This window comes from Streptomyces sp. IBSBF 3136 (assembly GCF_036815105.1).
GTDB lineage: Bacteria > Actinomycetota > Actinomycetes > Streptomycetales > Streptomycetaceae > Streptomyces.
Genome location: NZ_JAJSZC010000167.1, coordinates 1 through 17,827 on the forward strand (window position 1 = coordinate 1; position 17,827 = coordinate 17,827).

Consider the following 17,827-nt stretch of genomic DNA (forward strand, 5'->3'; position numbering starts at 1 on the left):
CCGTCCGCCCTACCCGCCCCCAGGGGGCGACCCGGGGGAGTCCGACGAGTCGCTCGCCGCTCCGCTGCGGGCCGGCTCCGACGCCGAGGCCGCCCGCTGCGCCGCCCTGCTGATGGCCCGCCACTGGCGGCCGGCCCAGGACTACGCCGTCGTCTGCCTGGCCGTGCCAGGCCCCCTCGCCCACATGGTCACCGCCACCGCCTTCCACCAGGTCCTCGACCGGCTCGCGCTCGGCGAACCCGCCGAGGCGCTCCGGCCCCGCCTGCTGGTCGCGGTGCGGGACACCGTCCTCAACTGGTCCACCACCGACCGGATCACCGAGGTGCTGCCGGGGCTCCAGAAGCCCGCCGGAGGCCGCGGTATGCGGATGGCGAAGACCCTGATACCGGAGAACCGCCTCCTCTCCGAACGCTCGTTCCACAGCCTTCCCCGGCTCGAACAGGCCCTGCTCTGGCACACCGAGGTCGAGGCCGAGCCGATCGCCGTCCCCGCCGGGCTGCTCGGCCTGGACGGCGACAGCGCGGCCGTCGCACTCGAACAGGCCCGGGAGAAGTTCCGGGAGGGCTGCGTCCGCGCCCACCGCGAACTCGCGCCGAGCACCGACTGCCGTCACTACAACCGCCTCCTCGACGTGCCGATCCGCCGCGGCGGCGCCCTGCTGCCCGACGTCCGGCAGCACCTGGATGGCTGCCCCTACTGCCGGCACGCCGCCGAGCAACTGGGCCGGATCGAGGGCGGACTCGGTGTCCTGCTCGCCGAGGCGGTGCTCGGCTGGGGCGCCCACCGGTACCTCGACTCGCGGCCCGGCCGCCGCCGGACCGGCCCGTCCCGCGCCCGCGGCACCTCACGCCGGTCCGGCGGCGGCCGTCGCGGCGGCGGACCCGGGCCGGCGGGGCGGCTCCCGGAGCCCGGCGGGGGACGCAGGCGTGCCGGGGCCCGGCCGGGCACGGCCGACCGGCGCGCGCCCGCGGCCGGCTGGTCGGCCAGGACCCTGCTCAGCGGGGTCGGGGTCGCCTCGGCCGTGCTGCTCGCGACCGTCCTCGTGCTCACCGTGTGGCCGGACGGCGGCGGCCACACCGATCCGGTCGCCCCCGCGGGGTCCGGGACCGACGCCCGGCCCCGGACCCCGCCCTCCGCCGCTGCGCCCGGCACCGCGGGCCTGCCGACGGCCGGTCGGCCGACCCGGCTGCACAACGCGGCCGCCGACCTGTGCCTGGACGTCAAGGGCCTGCCGACGGCGGGCGCGAGCGTGGTGCTCGCCGCCTGCTCGACGGCGGACACGCAGCGGTGGACGTACGGCGCGGACGGGCTGCTGCGCAGCGGTGCCGACTCGGCTCTGTGCCTGGACTCGCACGCCGACGCGGGTGTCGTGATCCTCGGCACCTGCGCGGGCGCCGACGCGCCACGCGGTGACGACGTGCGCTACCACCTCACCGTGCAGGGCGAGTTGCTGCCCCGCTGGGACGAGACGCTGGCACTGGCCCCGGCCGGTGAGACCGCGGGCTCCGACATCGTCGTCAAGGTCCGGGACCACTCCGCCGGCCAGCGCTGGGTGACCGACGGCCCGTCGGCGAGTCAGGGCTCCCTGTCGACCGGCGTGACCGGCGGGCCGTCCGGCACCCCGGCCCGCCCGGCCCGGACGGGCACCTGACCGGCCCGGAGGCGCACCTGGCCGCCTCCGGCGGGCCCCGCCCTCGGGGGCGGTGGGGCCCGGTGGGTCAGGTGGTCGTCCCGGCGAGGTCGTTCGGGGTGACCGTCGCCGGTGTGGAGTGCCCGGACAGGGCCAGCGTCAGGTCGAGCTCCGCGAGCACGCAGCGGATCACGTGCTCCACCCCGGCCTGTCCGTCCAGCCCGAGCCCGTACACGTACGGCCGCCCTAGCAGCACCGCACGCGCGCCGAGGGCGAGGGCCTTGAACACGTCGTCGCCGGTGCGCACCCCGCTGTCGAACATGACCGTCAGCCGGTCGCCCACCGCCTCGGCGACGTCGGGCAGCGCGTCGGCCGCCGCCACCGAGCCGGCCACCTGCCGGCCGCCGTGGTTGGAGACCACCACGCCGTCCATCCCGGCGTCGGCGGCCTGCCGCGCGTCGTCGGGGTGCAGCACGCCCTTGAGAACGATCGGCCCGTCCCAGTGCTCCCGGAGGAACGCCAGGTCGGGCCAGGTGTGGCTCGCGTCCCCGAACAGGCCGAGGAAGTGCCGGACGGCCGCGGTGGGATCCTCCTGCACGGGCTTGGCGAGACCCGCGGCGAAGGCCGGGTCGGTGAAGTAGTTGGCGGTGCCGACCCCGTGCAGGAACGGCAGGTACGCCTGGTCCAGATCGCGCGGCCGCCACGCCAGCAGCGGCGTGTCCAGGGTGACCACCAGCACCGAGTAGCCGGCCGCCCGGGCCCGGCCGAGGAAACTGCGCGTCACCTCCCGGTCGCTGCCCCAGTAGAGCTGGAACCAGCGCTCGGCGTCCCCCATGGCCTCCGCCACCTGCTCCAGCGGTGTGCTGGAGGCCGACGACAGGATGTACGGCACCCCCTGCGCGGCGGCGGCCCGGGCGGCGGCCGGCTCGGCGTCCGGGTGCATGATCGACAGCACGCCGACGGGGGCGAGGGCGAGCGGCGCGGGCAGCGCACGGCCGAGCACGGCCACCGACAGGTCCCGCTCGTGCACGTCCCGCAGCATGCGCGGCACGATCCGGTGGCGGCCGAGCGCGGCCCGGTTCGCCGCCGCCGTGCTGCCGTCGCCCGCGCTGCCCGCCACGTACCCCACCGGGCCCGGGCCCAGACGGTGCTCGGCGAGCTCCTCCAGCCGGGTCAGATCGGTGGGGAGGCGGGGCACGGCCCCCGTCATCCCGTTCAGGTAGATCTCGTACTGGAAGTCCGCCCAGTGCTTCGCCATCCGTGGGTCCGCCTCTCCTCGTCGAGCCTGCGCGGCGCCGACGATACTCGCGGGTAGGCGCGGGCCGGGCCGCGGGGGACGCCGTCACCGCGGCATCCCGCCCCGGCGGCGGGGACGCTCTGCGTGGGCCGGCTCTCCGGAACGCGCCCGTGAACACGAGGCGTCACTACGGGGTGTTCCGGCGCCGGCGCCGGGATGTTTCAGGCCTATTAACGAAGAGGTGTTTTTCAGCCATCCAGCGACTATTCCCGATCAAGAACCGCTCGGTTGAGCGGTCGACCCGGTCAGTCTTGGTGACTTCACGCCACTGTTTCAACACGCAAGGTTACTGAAACGTGAGGGTTCGATGTGTGTTTCGGCGACGGACTCGGCAGAGTGGCGCTCGCCGCCCCGGCCACACCCGGCCGGAGCCGCGGCCCCCTCCATCCGAGCGGAAGGATGCGCACCATGCGGAACACCGCGCGCTGGGCAGCGGCCCTCGGCCTCACCGCCGCCGCCGTCTGCGGACCCCTGACCGGGGCCGCCGCCGCTGCACCCGACGCCGCGTCGTCGCTCTACGCCCCCTCGGCGCTGGTGCTCACCACCGGCCACGGCGACAGCGCGGCCACGGCGACTCCGGAGCGCGCCGTCACCCTGAACTGCGCCCCGACGGCCTCCGGGACCCACCCGGCCGCCGACCGGGCCTGTGCCGAACTGCGCGGGGTCGCGGGCGACTTCGCGGCCCTCAAGGCCCGGGATGACGTCTGGTGCACCAAGGTCTACGACCCCGTGGTCGTCACGGTGCAGGGCGTCTGGCAGGGCCGGCGCGTCGCCTACGAACGGACCTTCGGCAACACCTGCGCGAAGGACGCGCTCGACAGCAGCGTCTTCGCGTTCTAGAGCCGGGATCGCACGGTCTCCGTATCACCGGATCAGGCCCGCAACTGGGGAGTGCGGCCCCTGGAACGGGGAACCTGCGATCTCGCACCGGGACCGACGGGCGGAGTGGGGCCGTCCCGTCGACTCCCGGGCACACAGCCGCTCCCCGGGCAGGCCCGTGGGGGGCCTCCCGGGGAGCGGCGAGAAACAACCGGTTTCAACCGGTGGCTATGCCTTGCGGCGGTGACTCGTGTCGCACCAGGGGAATCGGCGACTGCGCCGGCACGTGCACAGAGCGACACGGAAACGGTCGGAGGTGACCGTGGTGCCGTCCTCCAGTTCGATTTCCACCGGGCCTTCCACCAACAGCGGCCCCGGCCGCTGCATCCGGATCCGACAGGGCCGGTCAGCACGGTCGTTCGGCACGGATCACCACCAGCTCCTCCTTGTCGTCGGCCGCCGCGAGCAGACCGCGGCGCCGCAGCCAGTCCTCCCGGGAGCGCAGCACCGGACCGAACGCGATCCAGCGGCGCCGGACCACGGTGGCCTTCAGCCCCGCGCCGCGCAGCAGTTGCAGCGTGCGCTCCGGTCCGCTGAGCGCGGAGTGGACGATCAGCAGAACGCCCCCGGGCCGCAGCAGCCCGGGCCCGTCCCGGCAGATGCGGTCCAGCAGCAGCCGCCCGTCGTGGCCCGCGTCCCAGGCGACGGCCCGGCCGCGCGGCCGGCGCCGCTCGGCGGGCGCCGGAACGTAGGGCGGGTTGGCGAGCACCAGGTCGTAAGTCCGGCCCCGGACCGGGCCGAAGAGGTTGCCGCGCCGGATCCGGACCGGCAGCCGGGTGAGCCACGCGTTCAGCCGCGCCGTCCACACCGCCCGCCGGGACACGTCCACCGCGGTGACCTCGGCGCCGTGGCGGGCGGCCGCGAGTGCCAGCGCGCCGCTTCCGGTGCCCACGTCGAGTACGCGCGCGCCCGGCGCGGGCGCCTCCTCGTGGAGGGCCTCGATCAGCAGTGCCGTGTCGTCCTGAGGGGCGTAGACGCCCGGAAGTACCAGAGAGATCACATCGCGCGAGTACCCTCGCATTCAGGATGTATGGGCCATTTCAGGGGCAAGGGGTGTGCGGAGCGACGAGCGTCCCGCGCGCCACTCGGTGAGCAGCCGCCGCGCCAGCCGGTCCTCCAGGAACTCGGTCGCGTCGATGCCGAAGGCGATGTCGGCCGCCGACTCCGGTTCCTCCTCCAGCAGGCCCCCGATCACCTCATGACGGACCACCTGTTCGTGCACCGCGTCCGCCTCGACGTGCTCGTCGTAGAAGAACTCGGCGGCCGGACCGGCGCCCGTGCGGCGCATCGCCTCGGCCAGCCGGCGCGACCCGGGGGAGGAGGTGATCTCCACGTCGGCGAAATGGCCCACCAGCGCGGCGCGCAGCTCGCGGTGCAGCCCGAACAGCGACATCAGGTTGACGACGGCGAGCATCTCGGCGCAGCCCGCGTCCAGGTAGTGGCCGTACCCGGTGTCCAGGCCGAGGTCCGCCATCAGGTCGGCGAACAGCCGGGCGTGCACCCGCTCGGCGCGACCGCCGCCGAACTCGTCGTACTCCACCGCCGCCATCGCCGCCTTGGCCCGCCCCCACAGCCTGGGCAGCACCCACGCGTGCGGGTCGGCCTCCTTCAGGTGGTAGAGGGAGCGTTGCGCCGCGTACTCGCGCAGGTGCCACAACTCGCCCTCGCCGCACAGGAAGTGGGTGACCCCGGTGCCCTCGGCCGGCTCCACCAGGAGCGCGCCGAGCGCGTCGTCGAGGCTGTCGTGACCCGGGGTGTCGGCGCGCAGCGCGGTCAGGAAACGGTCCTCCATCGCGCCCCGGAGGCGCAGCAGCTCCGGGTCCCACTCGTAGCGCGGCTCCACGCCCGCGAAACCGCGGTAGTGCAGCTCGTAGCAGAGGTAGAGGGCGAGCTGGAGATCGTCGCCGTACGGGTCCGCCGTGACGGTACGGGGCAGCCGGCCGGCGCCGCGCAGGTACGCGACGACGGCCTCCGAGAGCTGCCCCCGGGCCGGGGGCAGCTGGGGTCCTCGCAGGTGGTGGTTCATGGCACCCGGGTACCCGCCCGGCGTGAAGGCACCGGGGCTTGTTGCGGAAGTGTTCCGGTCGCCCTGGGGCCCGTGGACCCGGCCGTCGAGCCCGGCGTGGCCGGCGTGGCCGTGACGGAGGGCGACGCCTGGCCGCGTGTGCACGACAAGCCGCTGGCCGTGCGGATCGTGGTGATCACCTTGCCCACCTGGCCGGCTCGGCCTGGACGCGATGCTCTGCCTGGCGGAGCGCTCACAGGGTGCTCCGCCAGGCAGAGCCGCGTCGCGGGTCACTCTCCTTCGGACCGCTCCTGCGCCGCGGTGTTCGGCGTGATGGCGTCGGCGGCCTCGCCGTCCCGGCGCTCGTCGCGGCCGTGCGTCTCCGCGTCCTCGGCCTCCCGGACCACCTCGTCCAGGGCCGTCCGGGGCTGTGTTGTGTCGTCGTTGTGGTGCCCGTCGTGGTGCCCGTCGTGGTGGTCGTCGTGCCGGCCCGGCATGGCGTCTCCTTCCGTCGCCGCGTCCGCTCGTCCCGGTGGTCCCGAGCGGCTGGATCATCTTGATCCACTTCGGGTTGCCCGTCGGAGCCGTCTCAAGCCTGTGAGGGGGGGGGGGGGGGGGGGGGGGGGCGCCCCCCCCCCCCTCGGCATGGTCACGACCATCAGGACGGTCGTCGGCGGCTCACATGTGGACGACCGGTGCCGCGCCCGTGTCCTGCTTCGGCACCCCGCGCCGGTAGAGCAGGAAGGCGATGACGGTGCCGGCGCCGAAGAGGACCGCGGACCACCAGAAGGCGGTGGTGTAGCTCTCGATCGTCGCCTGCGCCTGCACCTGCCTGCTCGGCGGGTTGTGGCCCGCGAGGTAGTCGGTGGCCGCGCTCGCCGCGAGCGTGTTCAGCAGGGCCGTGCCGATCGAGCCGCCCACCTGCTGCATGGCGTTGACGGTGGCCGAGGCGACGCCCGCGTCCTCGGCCGCGACCCCGCCGGTGGCCAGCTGCATGGCGGGCGGCATGACCAGGCCGAGGCCCACGCCGATCACGACCACCTGGGGGAGCACCGCGCTCGCGTAGGAGGAGCCGAGGCCGATCCCGGTCAGCCAGGCCATGCCGGCCGTGGCGATCGCGAAGCCCAGCGGGATGACCGCCTTCGGGCCGATCCGGGGCATCAGGACGGTGGTGCCGACCTGCGCGGCCACCATCAGCGCGCCGACCATCGGCAGGAAGGCGACACCGGTCTTCGTCGGGCTGAAGCCGAGGTTGAGCTGGAGGTAGTAGGTCAGGAAGAGGAACACGCCGAACATGCCCGCGCCGGTCAGGAGCACCGCGACGAACGAGGCGCCGCGGTCGCGGTCGAGCAGGATGCGCAGGGGCAGCAGCGGGTGCGCGGCCCGGGTCTGCCACCAGGCGAAGGCCGCCAGCAGCAGGCCGCCGGCGATCAGGAAGCCCCAGGTCAGCGGCGAGCCCCAGTCGTGCGTCTCGGCGTTGGAGAAGCCGTAGACCACGGAGAACAGACCCGCGGCGACCAGGACCGTGCCCGGCACGTCCAGCTTGGCGTCCGCCGCGTCCCGGTGGCTGCCCAGCAGCACCCAGCCGCCGATGAAGGCGACGACGGCGATGGCCACGTTGACGTACAGGGTCCAGCGCCAGTCGAACGCGTCGGTCAGGACGCCGCCGAGCAGCAGGCCGACCGCGCCGCCGGCGCCGGCGATCGCGCCGTACACGCTGAACGCGCGGGCCCGCTCGCGGGCGTCGGTGAAGGTGGTGTTGAGCAGCGACAGCGCGGCCGGCGCGAGCAGCGCCCCGAAGGCGCCCTGCAGGGCGCGGGCCACGACCAGCATGGTGAAGCCGTTCGCGGCGCCGCCGAGCGCGGAGGCCGCGGCGAAGCCGACGATGCCCACGAGGAAGGCGGGCTTGCGGCCGAACAGGTCGGCGATGCGGCCGCCGAGCAGCAGCAGCGAGGCGAACGCCAGCGCGTAGGCGGTCACGATCCACTGCCGGTTGCCGTCCGAGAAGCCGAGGTCGGCCTGGGCGGAGGGCAGGGCGATGTTCACGATCGTGGCGTCGAGGACCACCATCAGCTGGGCGACGGCGATGACCGCGAGGATCCACCACCGCTTGGCCGGGGCCTCGGCGGGAGCCTTCGCGAGGGCCCCTGTGCGGGTGCCGTCGGCGACAGTCTTCTGGGGCATCGGAAACCACTCCGGGAAGCTCGCGTAGACGCGTAAACGAAACCGTTTCGTACAGATCGAGGCTAGAGCAGTTCTAGCGAAACGGCAACGTTTCGCTTGGGGTGCCGGGGTGACGGGTACCACACCTGAGACCGCCCGCAGGACCACTCAGGACCGATGAAGGGACCGGAGCACCCATGGCCGTCGATCTCACCGGGACCTTCCTGACTCTCGACGACGGCCGCCCGGCCGTCCGGTTCAGCCGCGTCCACGACCACACCGTGGAGCGGGCCTGGCGGCTGGTGACCGAGCCCGGCGAGCTCGCCCGCTGGTTCCCCTCCCGGGCCGAGATGGACCTGCGGCCCGGCGGCGCCATCCGCTTCAGCGGGGACCCGAACATGCCCGAGTCCACCGGCCGGGTGCTCGACGTCCGGCCGCCCCTCCACCTCTCCCTCGAATGGGGTGGCGACGAACTCCACTTCGACCTGGAGGAATTGGGCGCGCGCAAGGACACCGGCGGCGCCCGCACCCGGTTCACGCTCACCGACGTGCTCGCCGCCGAGGACACCGCAGCGCGCAACGCCGCCGGCTGGGAGGTCTGCCTGGCCGCCCTGGACACCGCGGCCCGCGGCGGGCCGCCCGCCGGGACGGGCGGGACGCCCGGGACGTGGAAGGAGTTCTACGGCGCCTACGTCACGGCGGGGGTGCCGTCCGGCGCCCCCGTGCCCGGCCTGGGCTGATCCGCGGGCTCGGCACCGGCAACTGGGCTGCTCAGCGGGCTCCGCGCCGGCAGTTGTGCCGATCCGTCGGCTCCGCGCCGGCAGCTGTGCCGATCCGTGGGCTCCGCGCCGGCGGGACCGATCTCGGGCTGCCGCGCCCGCCGGGGCGGTCCGCAAGCGCTACGTCAGCTGCCTGCGCACCAGCTCGTGCAGTCGGCCCCCGGTGTCGGCGAGCAACTCGGCGGGGGCGCCCTGCTGGACGACCTTGCCGTCCTCCATGACCACCACCCGGTCCGCGTCCAGCACCGTCGAAAGGCGGTGCGCGATGACGACACGCGTGGCGTTGAGCTTGCGGGTGCTCTCGATGACGATGCGCTGGGTGTCGTTGTCCAGGGCGCTGGTCGCCTCGTCGAAGAACAGGATGCGCGGGCGCCGGATCAGCGCCTGCGCGATCATCAGGCGCTGCCGCTGGCCGCCGGAGATCGCGCCGTTGCCCGCGACGATCGTGTGCAGCCCCATCGGCATCCGCTCGATGTCCGCCGCGAGCCCCGCCAGCTCCGCGGCGGCCATCGCCTCCTCCGGCGTGTACGGCTCGGTGCCGCAGATGACGTCGAGGATGGACCCCGTGAACGGCTGAGCGTGCTGGAGCACGACACCGCACTGGCGGCGCACCGCCGACCGGTCCAGGGCGGCCAGGTCCTGGCCGTCGTACAGCACACTGCCCGAGACCGGCCGGTCGAAGCCGATGAGCAGCCGGAGCAGGGTGGACTTGCCGCACCCGCTGGGCCCGACGATCGCCACGAACTCCCCGGGCCGCACCGAGAAGGACACGTCGTCCAGGACGAGCGGCCCGTCGTCGGCGTACCGGAAGGAGAGCCGGCGGGCCTCCACCGCGCCGGACAGCGGACCGGGCCGCGTGCTCGCCGAACGCACCTCGGGGGTGGCGTCCAGGACCGGCCTGATCTCTTCGAACAGCGGCAGCGCGGCCACCGCGGAGACGAAGGAACCGGTGAGCTGGGTGACCGAGGTCAGCAGCATCGTCACCGACGTGTTGAAGGTGAGGAACGCCGCCGCCGACATCGCGCCCCTGGCCGGACCCGCCAGCAGCATGAACATCACCAGGGTGCAGACCGGCAGGTAGACCGCGCCCAGCACCGTGGTGAGGTTCTTGATCCGGCCCACCTTCTGCTGGAGCTCCCGGCTGCGGGCGAACTCCCGCGCCCAGGCGGCGTACGCGTAGTTCTCGGCCGCCGCCACCCGCAGCTTCGGCAGGCCCCGCAGGGTCTGGAACGCCTGGTTGTTCAGCTTGTTGCCGAGCACCACGAGCCGCCGCTGCCAGCGCACCTGCCACAGCCCGAGACCGAGGAACACGGCGGCGATGACGACGAGCATGCCGATCGCCGCCAGCGCCATCGGCACGCTGAACCAGAACAGCAGCCCCAGGTTCATCGCCCCGACCGTCACCGACTGCGCGATCACCGGGCCGACGCCCGCGAGCAGCCGGCGGATCGCGCTGATGCCCATGGCCGCACTGGCCAGTTCACCGGTGGAGCGCTGGGTGAAGAACCGGGTCGGCAGCCGCAGCAGCCGGTCCCAGACGGCCGGTTGCAGCGCCGCCTCGATGCGACCTTCCAGGCGCAGGATGGTCAGGTTCTCCAGCAGCGTGAACGCGGCCGAGACCACCCCGCTCACCAGCACGGCCAGACAGACCTGGGCGATCAGGTCCTCCTGCGCCCTGGGCACGTACTCGCCGAGCACCTTGCCCGTGGCGACCGGCACCAGGGCGCCGATCGCCACCGTCACCAGCCCGGCCAGCACCAGGTTGAGCAGGTCGCCGCGGGTGCCCCGCAGACAGAACCTGAGCAGGGTCGCCGGGGTGAGGCGGCGCTCGGGCAGCGGCCGGTAGAACATCACCGCGCGCGGTTCGAACTCCGCCGCGTTCGCCTTCTCGATGGGGGTCTCGCGGCCGGTGCCCGGGTGGACGGCCGCGTAGCCGCCGCGCCGCCACAGCAGCGCGACCGGCGCCCCGGACAGCGCTCGGTGCCCGACCAGCGGGCCCACGTTCTCCCGCCACCAGCGCCCGTCGAGGCGCACGGCACGGGTGCGCACCCGGGAGGCGAGGGCGACCCGTTCGACCGGGTCGAGGCGGTCGCTCTCGGTGCCGCTCCGGTCCGGCCCGGCCAGCTCGATCCCGGCCGCCTCGGCGACCAGCCGGCAGGCGGCGTACGTCGCGTCCGCGTCGGCGGCCGTGGTACGGCGGGCCGAGCGCTTGCCGATGGCGGCCAGCAGGGTCCGGTCGGCCTGGGCCCGCACCGCCTCACCGGCCTTGATGCCGGCGGCCGTGCGCGTCTCGTGGGTGCGCTCCAGCTGCTCGATCCACCGGTCCAGCGCGGTCAGCAGCCGGTACTGCTGGTCCACCATGCTCTGCCACAGCGCCGGGTCCATCAGCAGGTCGGCGGCGGCCTCCGCGCCGTACAGCGCGCCGTACTGCACGCTGCCCGGCGGCACCTGCATCCAGAACACGTCGTCGTCGTCCCCCACGCTCGAACGAGCTCCCGCGGGGGTACCGCCATGGGCGGCCGTCCGCTCCTCGGCCATCGGGGCCTGGAACAGGACGGACAGGCCGCGGCCCACGCCGAGGGCGAGCGCGTACTCCAGCGGGCTCGATGTCGGCGGCACGTACTGGGGGTTGCCGTACTCGTCGTACGACCAGGTCTGGGTGTGCGCGGGCTGGTACAGCTCGCGCAGGCCGACACGGTGCACCACGCAGTCGCGCGCCGGGCGCGCCACCAGCGTGTGCCGCGGGCCCGCGACCGGCCCGAGCAGCAGCGCGCCCGCCTCCAGCCGGCCGAGGTGGTGCCAGTGGCCCTGCTCGGCGGCGTCCACGGCGAACAGGTCCAGGGCCCCGGCCGCGACCAGCCACAGCACCTGCGGGCCCTCCAGGTCCAGCCGGTTGAGACCGGCGCAGTCGACCCGGGTGCCGATCGTGCCCAGCGCGCCGAGGACGAGGTCGCCTTCGTACCCCTCCCGCCCCTGCCGAACCGTCGTCATCTCACCGCTCCCTGACCAGCGCGGCGTACGCGCCGCCGCGCGCCACCAGCTCCTCGTGCCGCCCGCGCTCCACGACCGTGCCGTGCTGGAGCACGACGATCTCGTCGCTGTCCCGGACCGTGCTGAGCCGGTGGGCGATCACCACACAGGCGCAGCCGCGCCGGCGCAGGTTGTCCATCACGATCTGCTCGGTCTCCGCGTCCAGCGCGCTGGTCACCTCGTCCAGCACGAGGATGCTGGGCCGGCGCACCAGCGCCCGGGCGATCTCCAGCCGCTGGCGCTGACCGCCGGAGAAGTTGCGGCCGTCCTGCTCGACCGTGCTGTGGATGCCGCCGGGCCGGCGCGTCACCACGTCGTACAGGGCGGCGTCCCGCAGCGCCTCCACGACGGCCTCGTCCGGCACCGACGGGTCCCACAGCGCCACGTTGTCGCGGACCGAGCCCTCGAAGAGGAACACGTCCTGGTCGACGAAGGAGACGGAGGCGGCGAGCGCGCCGCGCGGGATGTCCTCGAGACGGCGGCCGTCGATGCGGATCACCCCGTCCCAGGGCGTGTACAGCCCCGAGATGAGCCGGGACACGGTCGACTTGCCGCTGCCCGAGCCGCCCACCAGCGCCACCTGCCGGCCCGGACCCACCGTCAGGTCGAAGCCGGTCAGCAGCGGCTGGTCCAGCGGGCTGTAGCCGAAGGTGACGTTCTCCAGCTCGACGTGTCCGTGCAGTCGGCGGGTGGAGTCGCCCCCGCCGGGCCGGGCGTAGAGCGGGTCGGCCTGGAAGTTCTCCACGTCCTTGAGCCGGGCCACGTCGGCCGCGAAGTCCTGGATACGTCCCGCCACACCGTTGAGCCGGGTCAGCGGCGCGGTGAAGCGGGTGACCAGCGCCTGGAAGGCGACCAGCAGGCCGACCGAGATGTGCCCCTCGACCGCCCGCAGGCCGCCGATCCACAGGATCAGCGCGCTGTTGACGGTGGCCAGCGTCGGCGCGACCACCCCCAGCCAGGCGCTGGGCACACCGAGCCGCTGCTGCTCCTCCAGGGTGGTGGCGTGCTGTCCGGCCCACTTGCGGAAGTAGCCGTCCTCGCCGCCGGTCGCCTTCATCGTCTCGATCAGCTGCAGACCGGTGTAGGAGGTGTTGGTGAGGCGCGCGGTGTCCGCGCGCAGCTTCGCCGTCCGGGTGGCGCGCAGCCGTACGACCAGTCGCATCGCCACCACGTTGAGCAGCGCCACGCCGATGCCGAGGAAGGTCAGCTGCGGGTCGTAGGTGTAGAGCAGGACCGCGTACAGCACGACCACGATCGCGTCGACGCCCGCCGCCGCGAGGTCGCGGGCCAGCGTCTCGGCGACCTGGTCGTTGGACTGCAGTCGCTGCACCAGGTCGGCCGGGGAGCGCTGGGCGAAGAACGTCACCGGCAGCCGCAGCAGATGGCGCAGGAAGCGGGCGCTGGAGAGGGTGGAGGAGATGATCCGGCCGTGCAGCAGGTTGGCCTGCTGGAGCCAGGTCAGCACCAGGGTGAGCAGCACGCAGGTGGCCATCGACGCGAACAGCACGCCCAGCAGCGAGGTCTGGCCGCCGATGAGGAACATGTCGATGTAGGTGCGGCTGAGCGCGGGCACGGCCGCGCCCACCGCCACCAGCAGCAGGCTGGCCAGCACGGCGGCGGGCAGGGCGCCCGCGGTGCCGCGCAGCCGGGCCGGCATCGCGCCGAGCACGCCCGGCCTGCGCCCGCCGCGGGTGAAGCCTTCGCCGGGCTCCATCACCAGCACCACACCGGTGAAGCTGCCGTCGAACTCCTCCATCGGCACGAACCGGCGGCCCTTGGCGGGGTCGTTGATGTACACGCCGCGCCGGCCGAGGCGGCGGCCCATGCCGTCGTAGACGACGTAGTGGTTGAACTCCCAGAAGAGGACGGCCGGGGCCCGCACCTCGGCGAGGGCGGCCAGGTCCATCTGCATGCCCTTGGCCGTCAGGCCGTAACCACGGGCGGCCTTGAGCAGGTTGCTGGCGCGCGAGCCGTCGCGGGAGACGCCGCAGGCGATGCGCAGCTCCTCGAGCGGCACGTGCCGGCCGTAGTGGCCGAGCACCATGGCCAGCGAGGCGGCACCGCACTCCACGGCCTCCATCTGGAGCACGGTGGGCGTACGGACCGTGCCGCCGCTGGGTTTGGGCACCGGCCGCTTGGCCGGCGCGGCCCGTCTGCGGCCGCGGGTTTCCTGCGTGGTGGTCACGGGAGCAGCCAATCGAGGGGACGCTGGTCGGCGAGCCGGACGGAACCGGAGGCGAGGGTCATGGAGTCGAGGCGGTACGGCGGGCCGCCGCCGGTGGACCACCGGTAGCCGCTCCTGGTGGACCGTGACCGGTCCAGGGCCACGAGGACGGCCACCGGGCGTCCCTTGCGGGTGAACTGCTCGCCGAGCTGGCTGTCGCCGAGGAAGGCGGCGATCGACTGCGGGGACTGCGCGACGCGGTCCACCGACTTCACGTGCCCGCGCAGCACGCCGTAGCGCTCGGTCGGCACGGAGGACACGGTCAGGTCGACCGGGGCGTGCGCGGGGATGGCGGCGGCGTTCTCGGCGGGCACGTACACGGTGGCGTAGAGCGGGTCGGAGGCGTGTGCGATCTTCTCCACGGCGGCCACGTCGGTGCCGGTGCGGATGATCTGGCCGATGGTGGCGGCGAGCGTGGTGACGCGGCCTGCCGCGACCGTGCGGACCGTCGCGTCGCCCTGCGCCGTGCGGACCTTGAGCACGGGGGCGCCGGCCGGCAGCCGCTGGCCCTGCCGGGCGAGTACGGAGCTCACCTGGCCGGTCACGGGGCTCTGCAGCAGGTAGCTGCCCTGCCCGTGGGTGAGGACGGCCTGCGCGCTCACGGTGGAGGCGACCGAACCGGTCACCGCCCACACGGAGGCGGCCGCCATGACGACGACGGTGACGCCGAGCGCGAGCCAGCCCTGGGGGCGGGCGAGCCGCACCGGGAGGTCGAGCTCCTCCGGCGACTGGAGCTTGGCGAGGGCCTGTTGGCGGAACTGCACGGAACTCCCTCACCCCATGAGAGACGTCGTCAGGGTGTGTGTCGGGGCACCCGAGAGTCCCGGAGCCTGGGGACGGCTCCGGGACTTCGGTGACACCGAGGTGCGATCAGAGACCGGCGACCAGGTTGGTCAGCGGCTGGGTGTTCAGGCCGGTGACGCCCTCGACGGTGCCGACAGCCGTGTCCACCAGGCCGGAGACCGGGGCGATGCCGTTCAGGGCGCCGGTGGCGGTGTTGAGGGCGTTCACGGAAAGACCGCCGGAGACGTTGTCCAGCTCGGCGTCCGAGATCTCGACGGTCTCGACCTGGGGGGTGGAGTTCATGGTGGAACTTCCCTTCATATGGATATTCACAAGGGGGGAAGCGGCCCCCTCTGGGGACAGACGGCCGCGGCCGCGGGCGCCGGACGCCCGTCTCCGGGAGCCCGGGGGACCCCCGCGGTGAGTTGGATCAAAGCACGCACGCCGCTCGCGCTTCCAATCAACCAGGGCTCTCACCTGGGAACTTGGTGCACGAACGGGCTCATACGTGCAGGCGCGGGCACGGTATGTCGGCGAGTCCTTCACATGCCGCACGGCATCGGCGCCGCCAGACCCTTGCCCGCCGGCCGGTGAATCCGGCACTCGGCGCCAATGGCGCCCCGGGGGGCGCGCGGATGTGCAGAAGCGGCGACACCCGTGATTCGGTTGAGCATTCAATGTGCAGATTCCCTGAAGCAGGGATTCCGCTACGTGCTCGGAACTGACCGTTACTGGCTGGTAGCCGAGCGTGTCAGCCCATCAGGGCGTAGACCGTGCTCGCCCGGGCCGCGAGCGCACCCGAGCCGGCGTCGCTCAGCGTGATGTCCGCGAACGCCATCCGCCGGCCGAGCTTGGTGAGGACCGCTTCGATCAGGACATCCGAACCGGTCACCGCGCGCTGGAACGACGTCGACTGCTGAACGGTCGTCATCGGCACGAAGCCGCCACGCGCGGCCGAGACCGCGATCACCGTGGCCGTGTCGGCGGCCGCCATCAGGGCCTGTCCCGAAAGCCCGCCGCCCTCCCGGGCCAGCCGCTCCGACCAGGGCAGACGCAGGACCGCCCGGTCCTCGGTCACCGCCTCGACGGTCAGCCCCAGTTCGAGCACCCAGGGGGCGAAGTGGGCGGAGAGGATCTCGTCGGCCGCCGCGGTGGTCATCGTCATGGCGCGATCCTTCCCGGCCGCTCGGCGCGGCACGCCGGACGTGGCCGATTCACCCTCCCGGCAAGGTCGTTGGCAAACGGAATTGAACGCACCGTGTGACCCGCCCGTACCTAGAGCCATCCAGGCGCCCCCAACCACTGCCCCTACAGCGGCAGACCCCCGTCCCCAGGAGGTCGAGAAGTTGAGTCACAAGCGAATGCCCAAGCGCAAGGCCGCGATAGCGGTGGGTGGCGTCGCGGCGCTCGGAGCGGCGGCACTCCTGCTGCCCAACGCCAACGCCTCCCAGGACAATGACCAGGCCTCGGGCGCCGCCGGCACCGCGAAGACCCTGAAGGCGGCGGACGCCTCGAACCTCGCCGCGCAGCTCCAGAAGGCGCTCGGTGACGCCCTCGCCGGCTCCTACTACGACAGCGGCAAGCAGCAGCTCGTCGTCAACGTCGTCAACGGCGACAAGAACGTCATCGTGCAGGCGCGGAAGGCGGGCGCCGCCGTCCGCCAGGTCGCCAACAGCACCTCCGAACTCAAGGCCGCCGCAAGGACCCTGAAGACCAGGGCGACGATGCCGGGCACCGCCTGGGCCGTCGACCCGCGCAGCAACAAGGTCGTCGTCACTGCCGACTCCACGGTCACCGGCGCGAAGTGGGACCGGCTCCAGTCGACCGTGCGCGGCCTCGGCGGGGACATGGCCACCCTGAAGAAGTCGGCCGGCACCTTTAAGACCTTCGTCTCCGGCGGCGACGCCATCTTCTCCCAGGTGCAGGGCGGCCAGGTCCGCTGCTCCCTCGGCTTCAACGTCACCGCCTCCGACGGCAGCCCCGCCTTCCTGACGGCCGGTCACTGCGGTGTCGCCGCCAAGGACTGGTCCGACTCCCAGAACGGGCAGCCCGTCGCCACCGTCGACCAGGCCACGTTCCCGGGCAACGACTTCTCCCTGGTGAAGTACAACGACGCCGGCACCCAGGCGCCCAGCGAGGTCAACGTCGGCAACGGCCAGACCGTGCAGATCAAGCAGGCCGCGGACGCCACCGTCGGCTCGACCGTCTTCCGGATGGGCTCCACCACCGGACTGCACAACGGCCAGGTGACCGGCCTCGACGCCACCGTCAACTTCCAGAGCGAGACCGACCCGGGTGGCGTCGACACCGTCAACGGACTCATCCAGACCAACGTCTGCGCCGAGGCCGGCGACAGCGGCGGCTCGCTGTTCACCCAGGACGGCGGCGCGGTCGGCCTCACCTCCGGCGGCAGCGGCGACTGCACCAGCGGTGGCGAGACCTTCTTCCAGCCGGTCACCGCCGCCCTCCAGGCCACCGGCGCCACCCTCGGCGACGGCGGCAACGGCGCGGGCGCCGGCGCGGGCGACCAGGCCGGCGCCGCCGACCCCTCGGCATCGGCCGGTGACCAGGCGGGTGCCGGTGACCAGGCCGGTGCGGGCGACCAGGCGGGTGCGGGTGACCAGGCGGGTGCGGGTGACCAGGCCGGCGGCGACCAGATCGGCGGCGGCGCCGACCCGTCCGCCACGGCCGGTGACCAGAGCGGCGCGGACCAGGGCGGCGCGGCCGACCAGAGCGGCACCGGCGACCAGAGCGGTGCGGGCGCGGGAACCGGTGACCAGACCGGCACCGCCTCGGGCCACGGCGGGTCGTCCCGAGGGTGACCCCGTGACCCCGTGACCCGCACGATCCCCTTGAGGCGCCGCGCGAAAGCAGCGAGAGGAACGACAGCGACGGGAACGCCGCCGCGAAAACTCCCCGACCGGCCAATTCGGTTCCGGCCGGCGGGGACGGTCCGGCCCTCCGGCGGGAGGGTCGGGCCAGGGCCGTGGGGGGGGGGGGGGGGGGGGGGGGGGGGGGGGGGGGGGGGGGGGGGGGG

Annotated in this window: 15 protein-coding genes; 4 read left to right on the plus strand and 11 right to left on the minus strand. The window is 73.7% G+C overall.

The genetic code is table 11. From position 1 onward, the window contains the following. A partial coding sequence (locus V7E45_RS28865; RefSeq protein WP_333777136.1) for an RICIN domain-containing protein occupies positions 1–1,651 on the plus strand: 1,651 nt, incomplete at its 5' end. Positions 1,652–1,718: 67 nt separating this feature from the next. Here the strand turns inward: V7E45_RS28865 and V7E45_RS28870 are convergent. Next, positions 1,719–2,888, minus strand: coding sequence for a lactate 2-monooxygenase (locus V7E45_RS28870; protein WP_333777137.1), 1,170 nt, complete (start codon positions 2,886–2,888; stop codon positions 1,719–1,721). Between the two features lie 447 nt (positions 2,889–3,335). On the opposite strand from V7E45_RS28870, the gene V7E45_RS28875 reads away from it, so the two are divergent. After that, positions 3,336–3,767, plus strand: a complete 432-nt coding sequence (locus V7E45_RS28875; protein WP_333777138.1) for a subtilase-type protease inhibitor — start codon at positions 3,336–3,338, stop codon at positions 3,765–3,767. 207 nt (positions 3,768–3,974) lie between these two features. Here V7E45_RS28875 and V7E45_RS28880 read toward each other — a convergent pair whose 3' ends face one another. From V7E45_RS28880 to V7E45_RS28900, 5 genes are all read right to left on the minus strand, one after another. Continuing rightward, positions 3,975–4,133, minus strand: coding sequence for a CDGSH iron-sulfur domain-containing protein (locus V7E45_RS28880; protein WP_411041961.1), 159 nt, complete (start codon positions 4,131–4,133; stop codon positions 3,975–3,977). A gap of 19 nt (positions 4,134–4,152) precedes the next feature. Then, positions 4,153–4,827 (minus strand): HemK2/MTQ2 family protein methyltransferase, encoded by a 675-nt coding sequence (locus tag V7E45_RS28885; RefSeq protein ID WP_333777140.1) that lies wholly within the window; start codon positions 4,825–4,827, stop codon positions 4,153–4,155. Next, a complete protein-coding gene (locus tag V7E45_RS28890) occupies positions 4,828–5,832 on the minus strand; it encodes an iron-containing redox enzyme family protein (RefSeq protein WP_333777141.1) in 1,005 nt (334 codons plus the stop codon). Positions 5,833–6,101: 269 nt separating this feature from the next. Further along, positions 6,102–6,308: a hypothetical protein gene (locus V7E45_RS28895; protein WP_333777142.1), complete on the minus strand. Its 207-nt coding sequence runs from the start codon at positions 6,306–6,308 to the stop codon at positions 6,102–6,104. A gap of 181 nt (positions 6,309–6,489) precedes the next feature. Next, the gene (locus V7E45_RS28900) at positions 6,490–7,995 is read right to left on the minus strand and encodes an MFS transporter (protein ID WP_333777143.1); all 1,506 of its coding nucleotides are present in this window, start codon (positions 7,993–7,995) and stop codon (positions 6,490–6,492) included. 176 nt (positions 7,996–8,171) lie between these two features. On the opposite strand from V7E45_RS28900, the gene V7E45_RS28905 reads away from it, so the two are divergent. Further along, positions 8,172–8,714: an SRPBCC domain-containing protein gene (locus tag V7E45_RS28905; protein ID WP_333777144.1), complete on the plus strand. Its 543-nt coding sequence runs from the start codon at positions 8,172–8,174 to the stop codon at positions 8,712–8,714. Positions 8,715–8,873: 159 nt separating this feature from the next. On the opposite strand, the gene V7E45_RS28910 is transcribed toward V7E45_RS28905, so the two are convergent. The 5 genes from V7E45_RS28910 to V7E45_RS28930 all read right to left on the minus strand — a co-directional run bounded on the left by V7E45_RS28910 (position 8,874) and on the right by V7E45_RS28930 (position 15,955). Beyond that, a complete protein-coding gene (locus V7E45_RS28910; protein WP_333777145.1) occupies positions 8,874–11,744 on the minus strand; it encodes an NHLP bacteriocin export ABC transporter permease/ATPase subunit in 2,871 nt (956 codons plus the stop codon). A 1-nt stretch (position 11,745) separates the two neighbouring features. Next, positions 11,746–13,968, minus strand: a complete 2,223-nt coding sequence (locus V7E45_RS28915) for an NHLP family bacteriocin export ABC transporter peptidase/permease/ATPase subunit (protein WP_333777146.1) — start codon at positions 13,966–13,968, stop codon at positions 11,746–11,748. Continuing rightward, on the minus strand, positions 13,965–14,771 hold the full coding sequence (locus V7E45_RS28920; protein WP_333777147.1) for an HlyD family efflux transporter periplasmic adaptor subunit: 807 nt from the start codon (positions 14,769–14,771) through the stop codon (positions 13,965–13,967). Before V7E45_RS28920 ends, V7E45_RS28915 begins: the two co-directional genes overlap by 4 nt. Before the next feature lie 106 nt (positions 14,772–14,877). Next, the gene (locus V7E45_RS28925) at positions 14,878–15,093 is read right to left on the minus strand and encodes a hypothetical protein (protein ID WP_020943744.1); all 216 of its coding nucleotides are present in this window, start codon (positions 15,091–15,093) and stop codon (positions 14,878–14,880) included. Between the two features lie 448 nt (positions 15,094–15,541). Further along, a complete protein-coding gene (locus tag V7E45_RS28930) occupies positions 15,542–15,955 on the minus strand; it encodes a PaaI family thioesterase (protein WP_333777148.1) in 414 nt (137 codons plus the stop codon). Between the two features lie 196 nt (positions 15,956–16,151). Here V7E45_RS28930 and V7E45_RS28935 point away from each other — a divergent pair, with 196 nt between their 5' ends. Beyond that, positions 16,152–17,612: a S1 family peptidase gene (locus V7E45_RS28935; protein ID WP_333777149.1), complete on the plus strand. Its 1,461-nt coding sequence runs from the start codon at positions 16,152–16,154 to the stop codon at positions 17,610–17,612. Positions 17,613–17,827 lie beyond the last annotated feature (215 nt).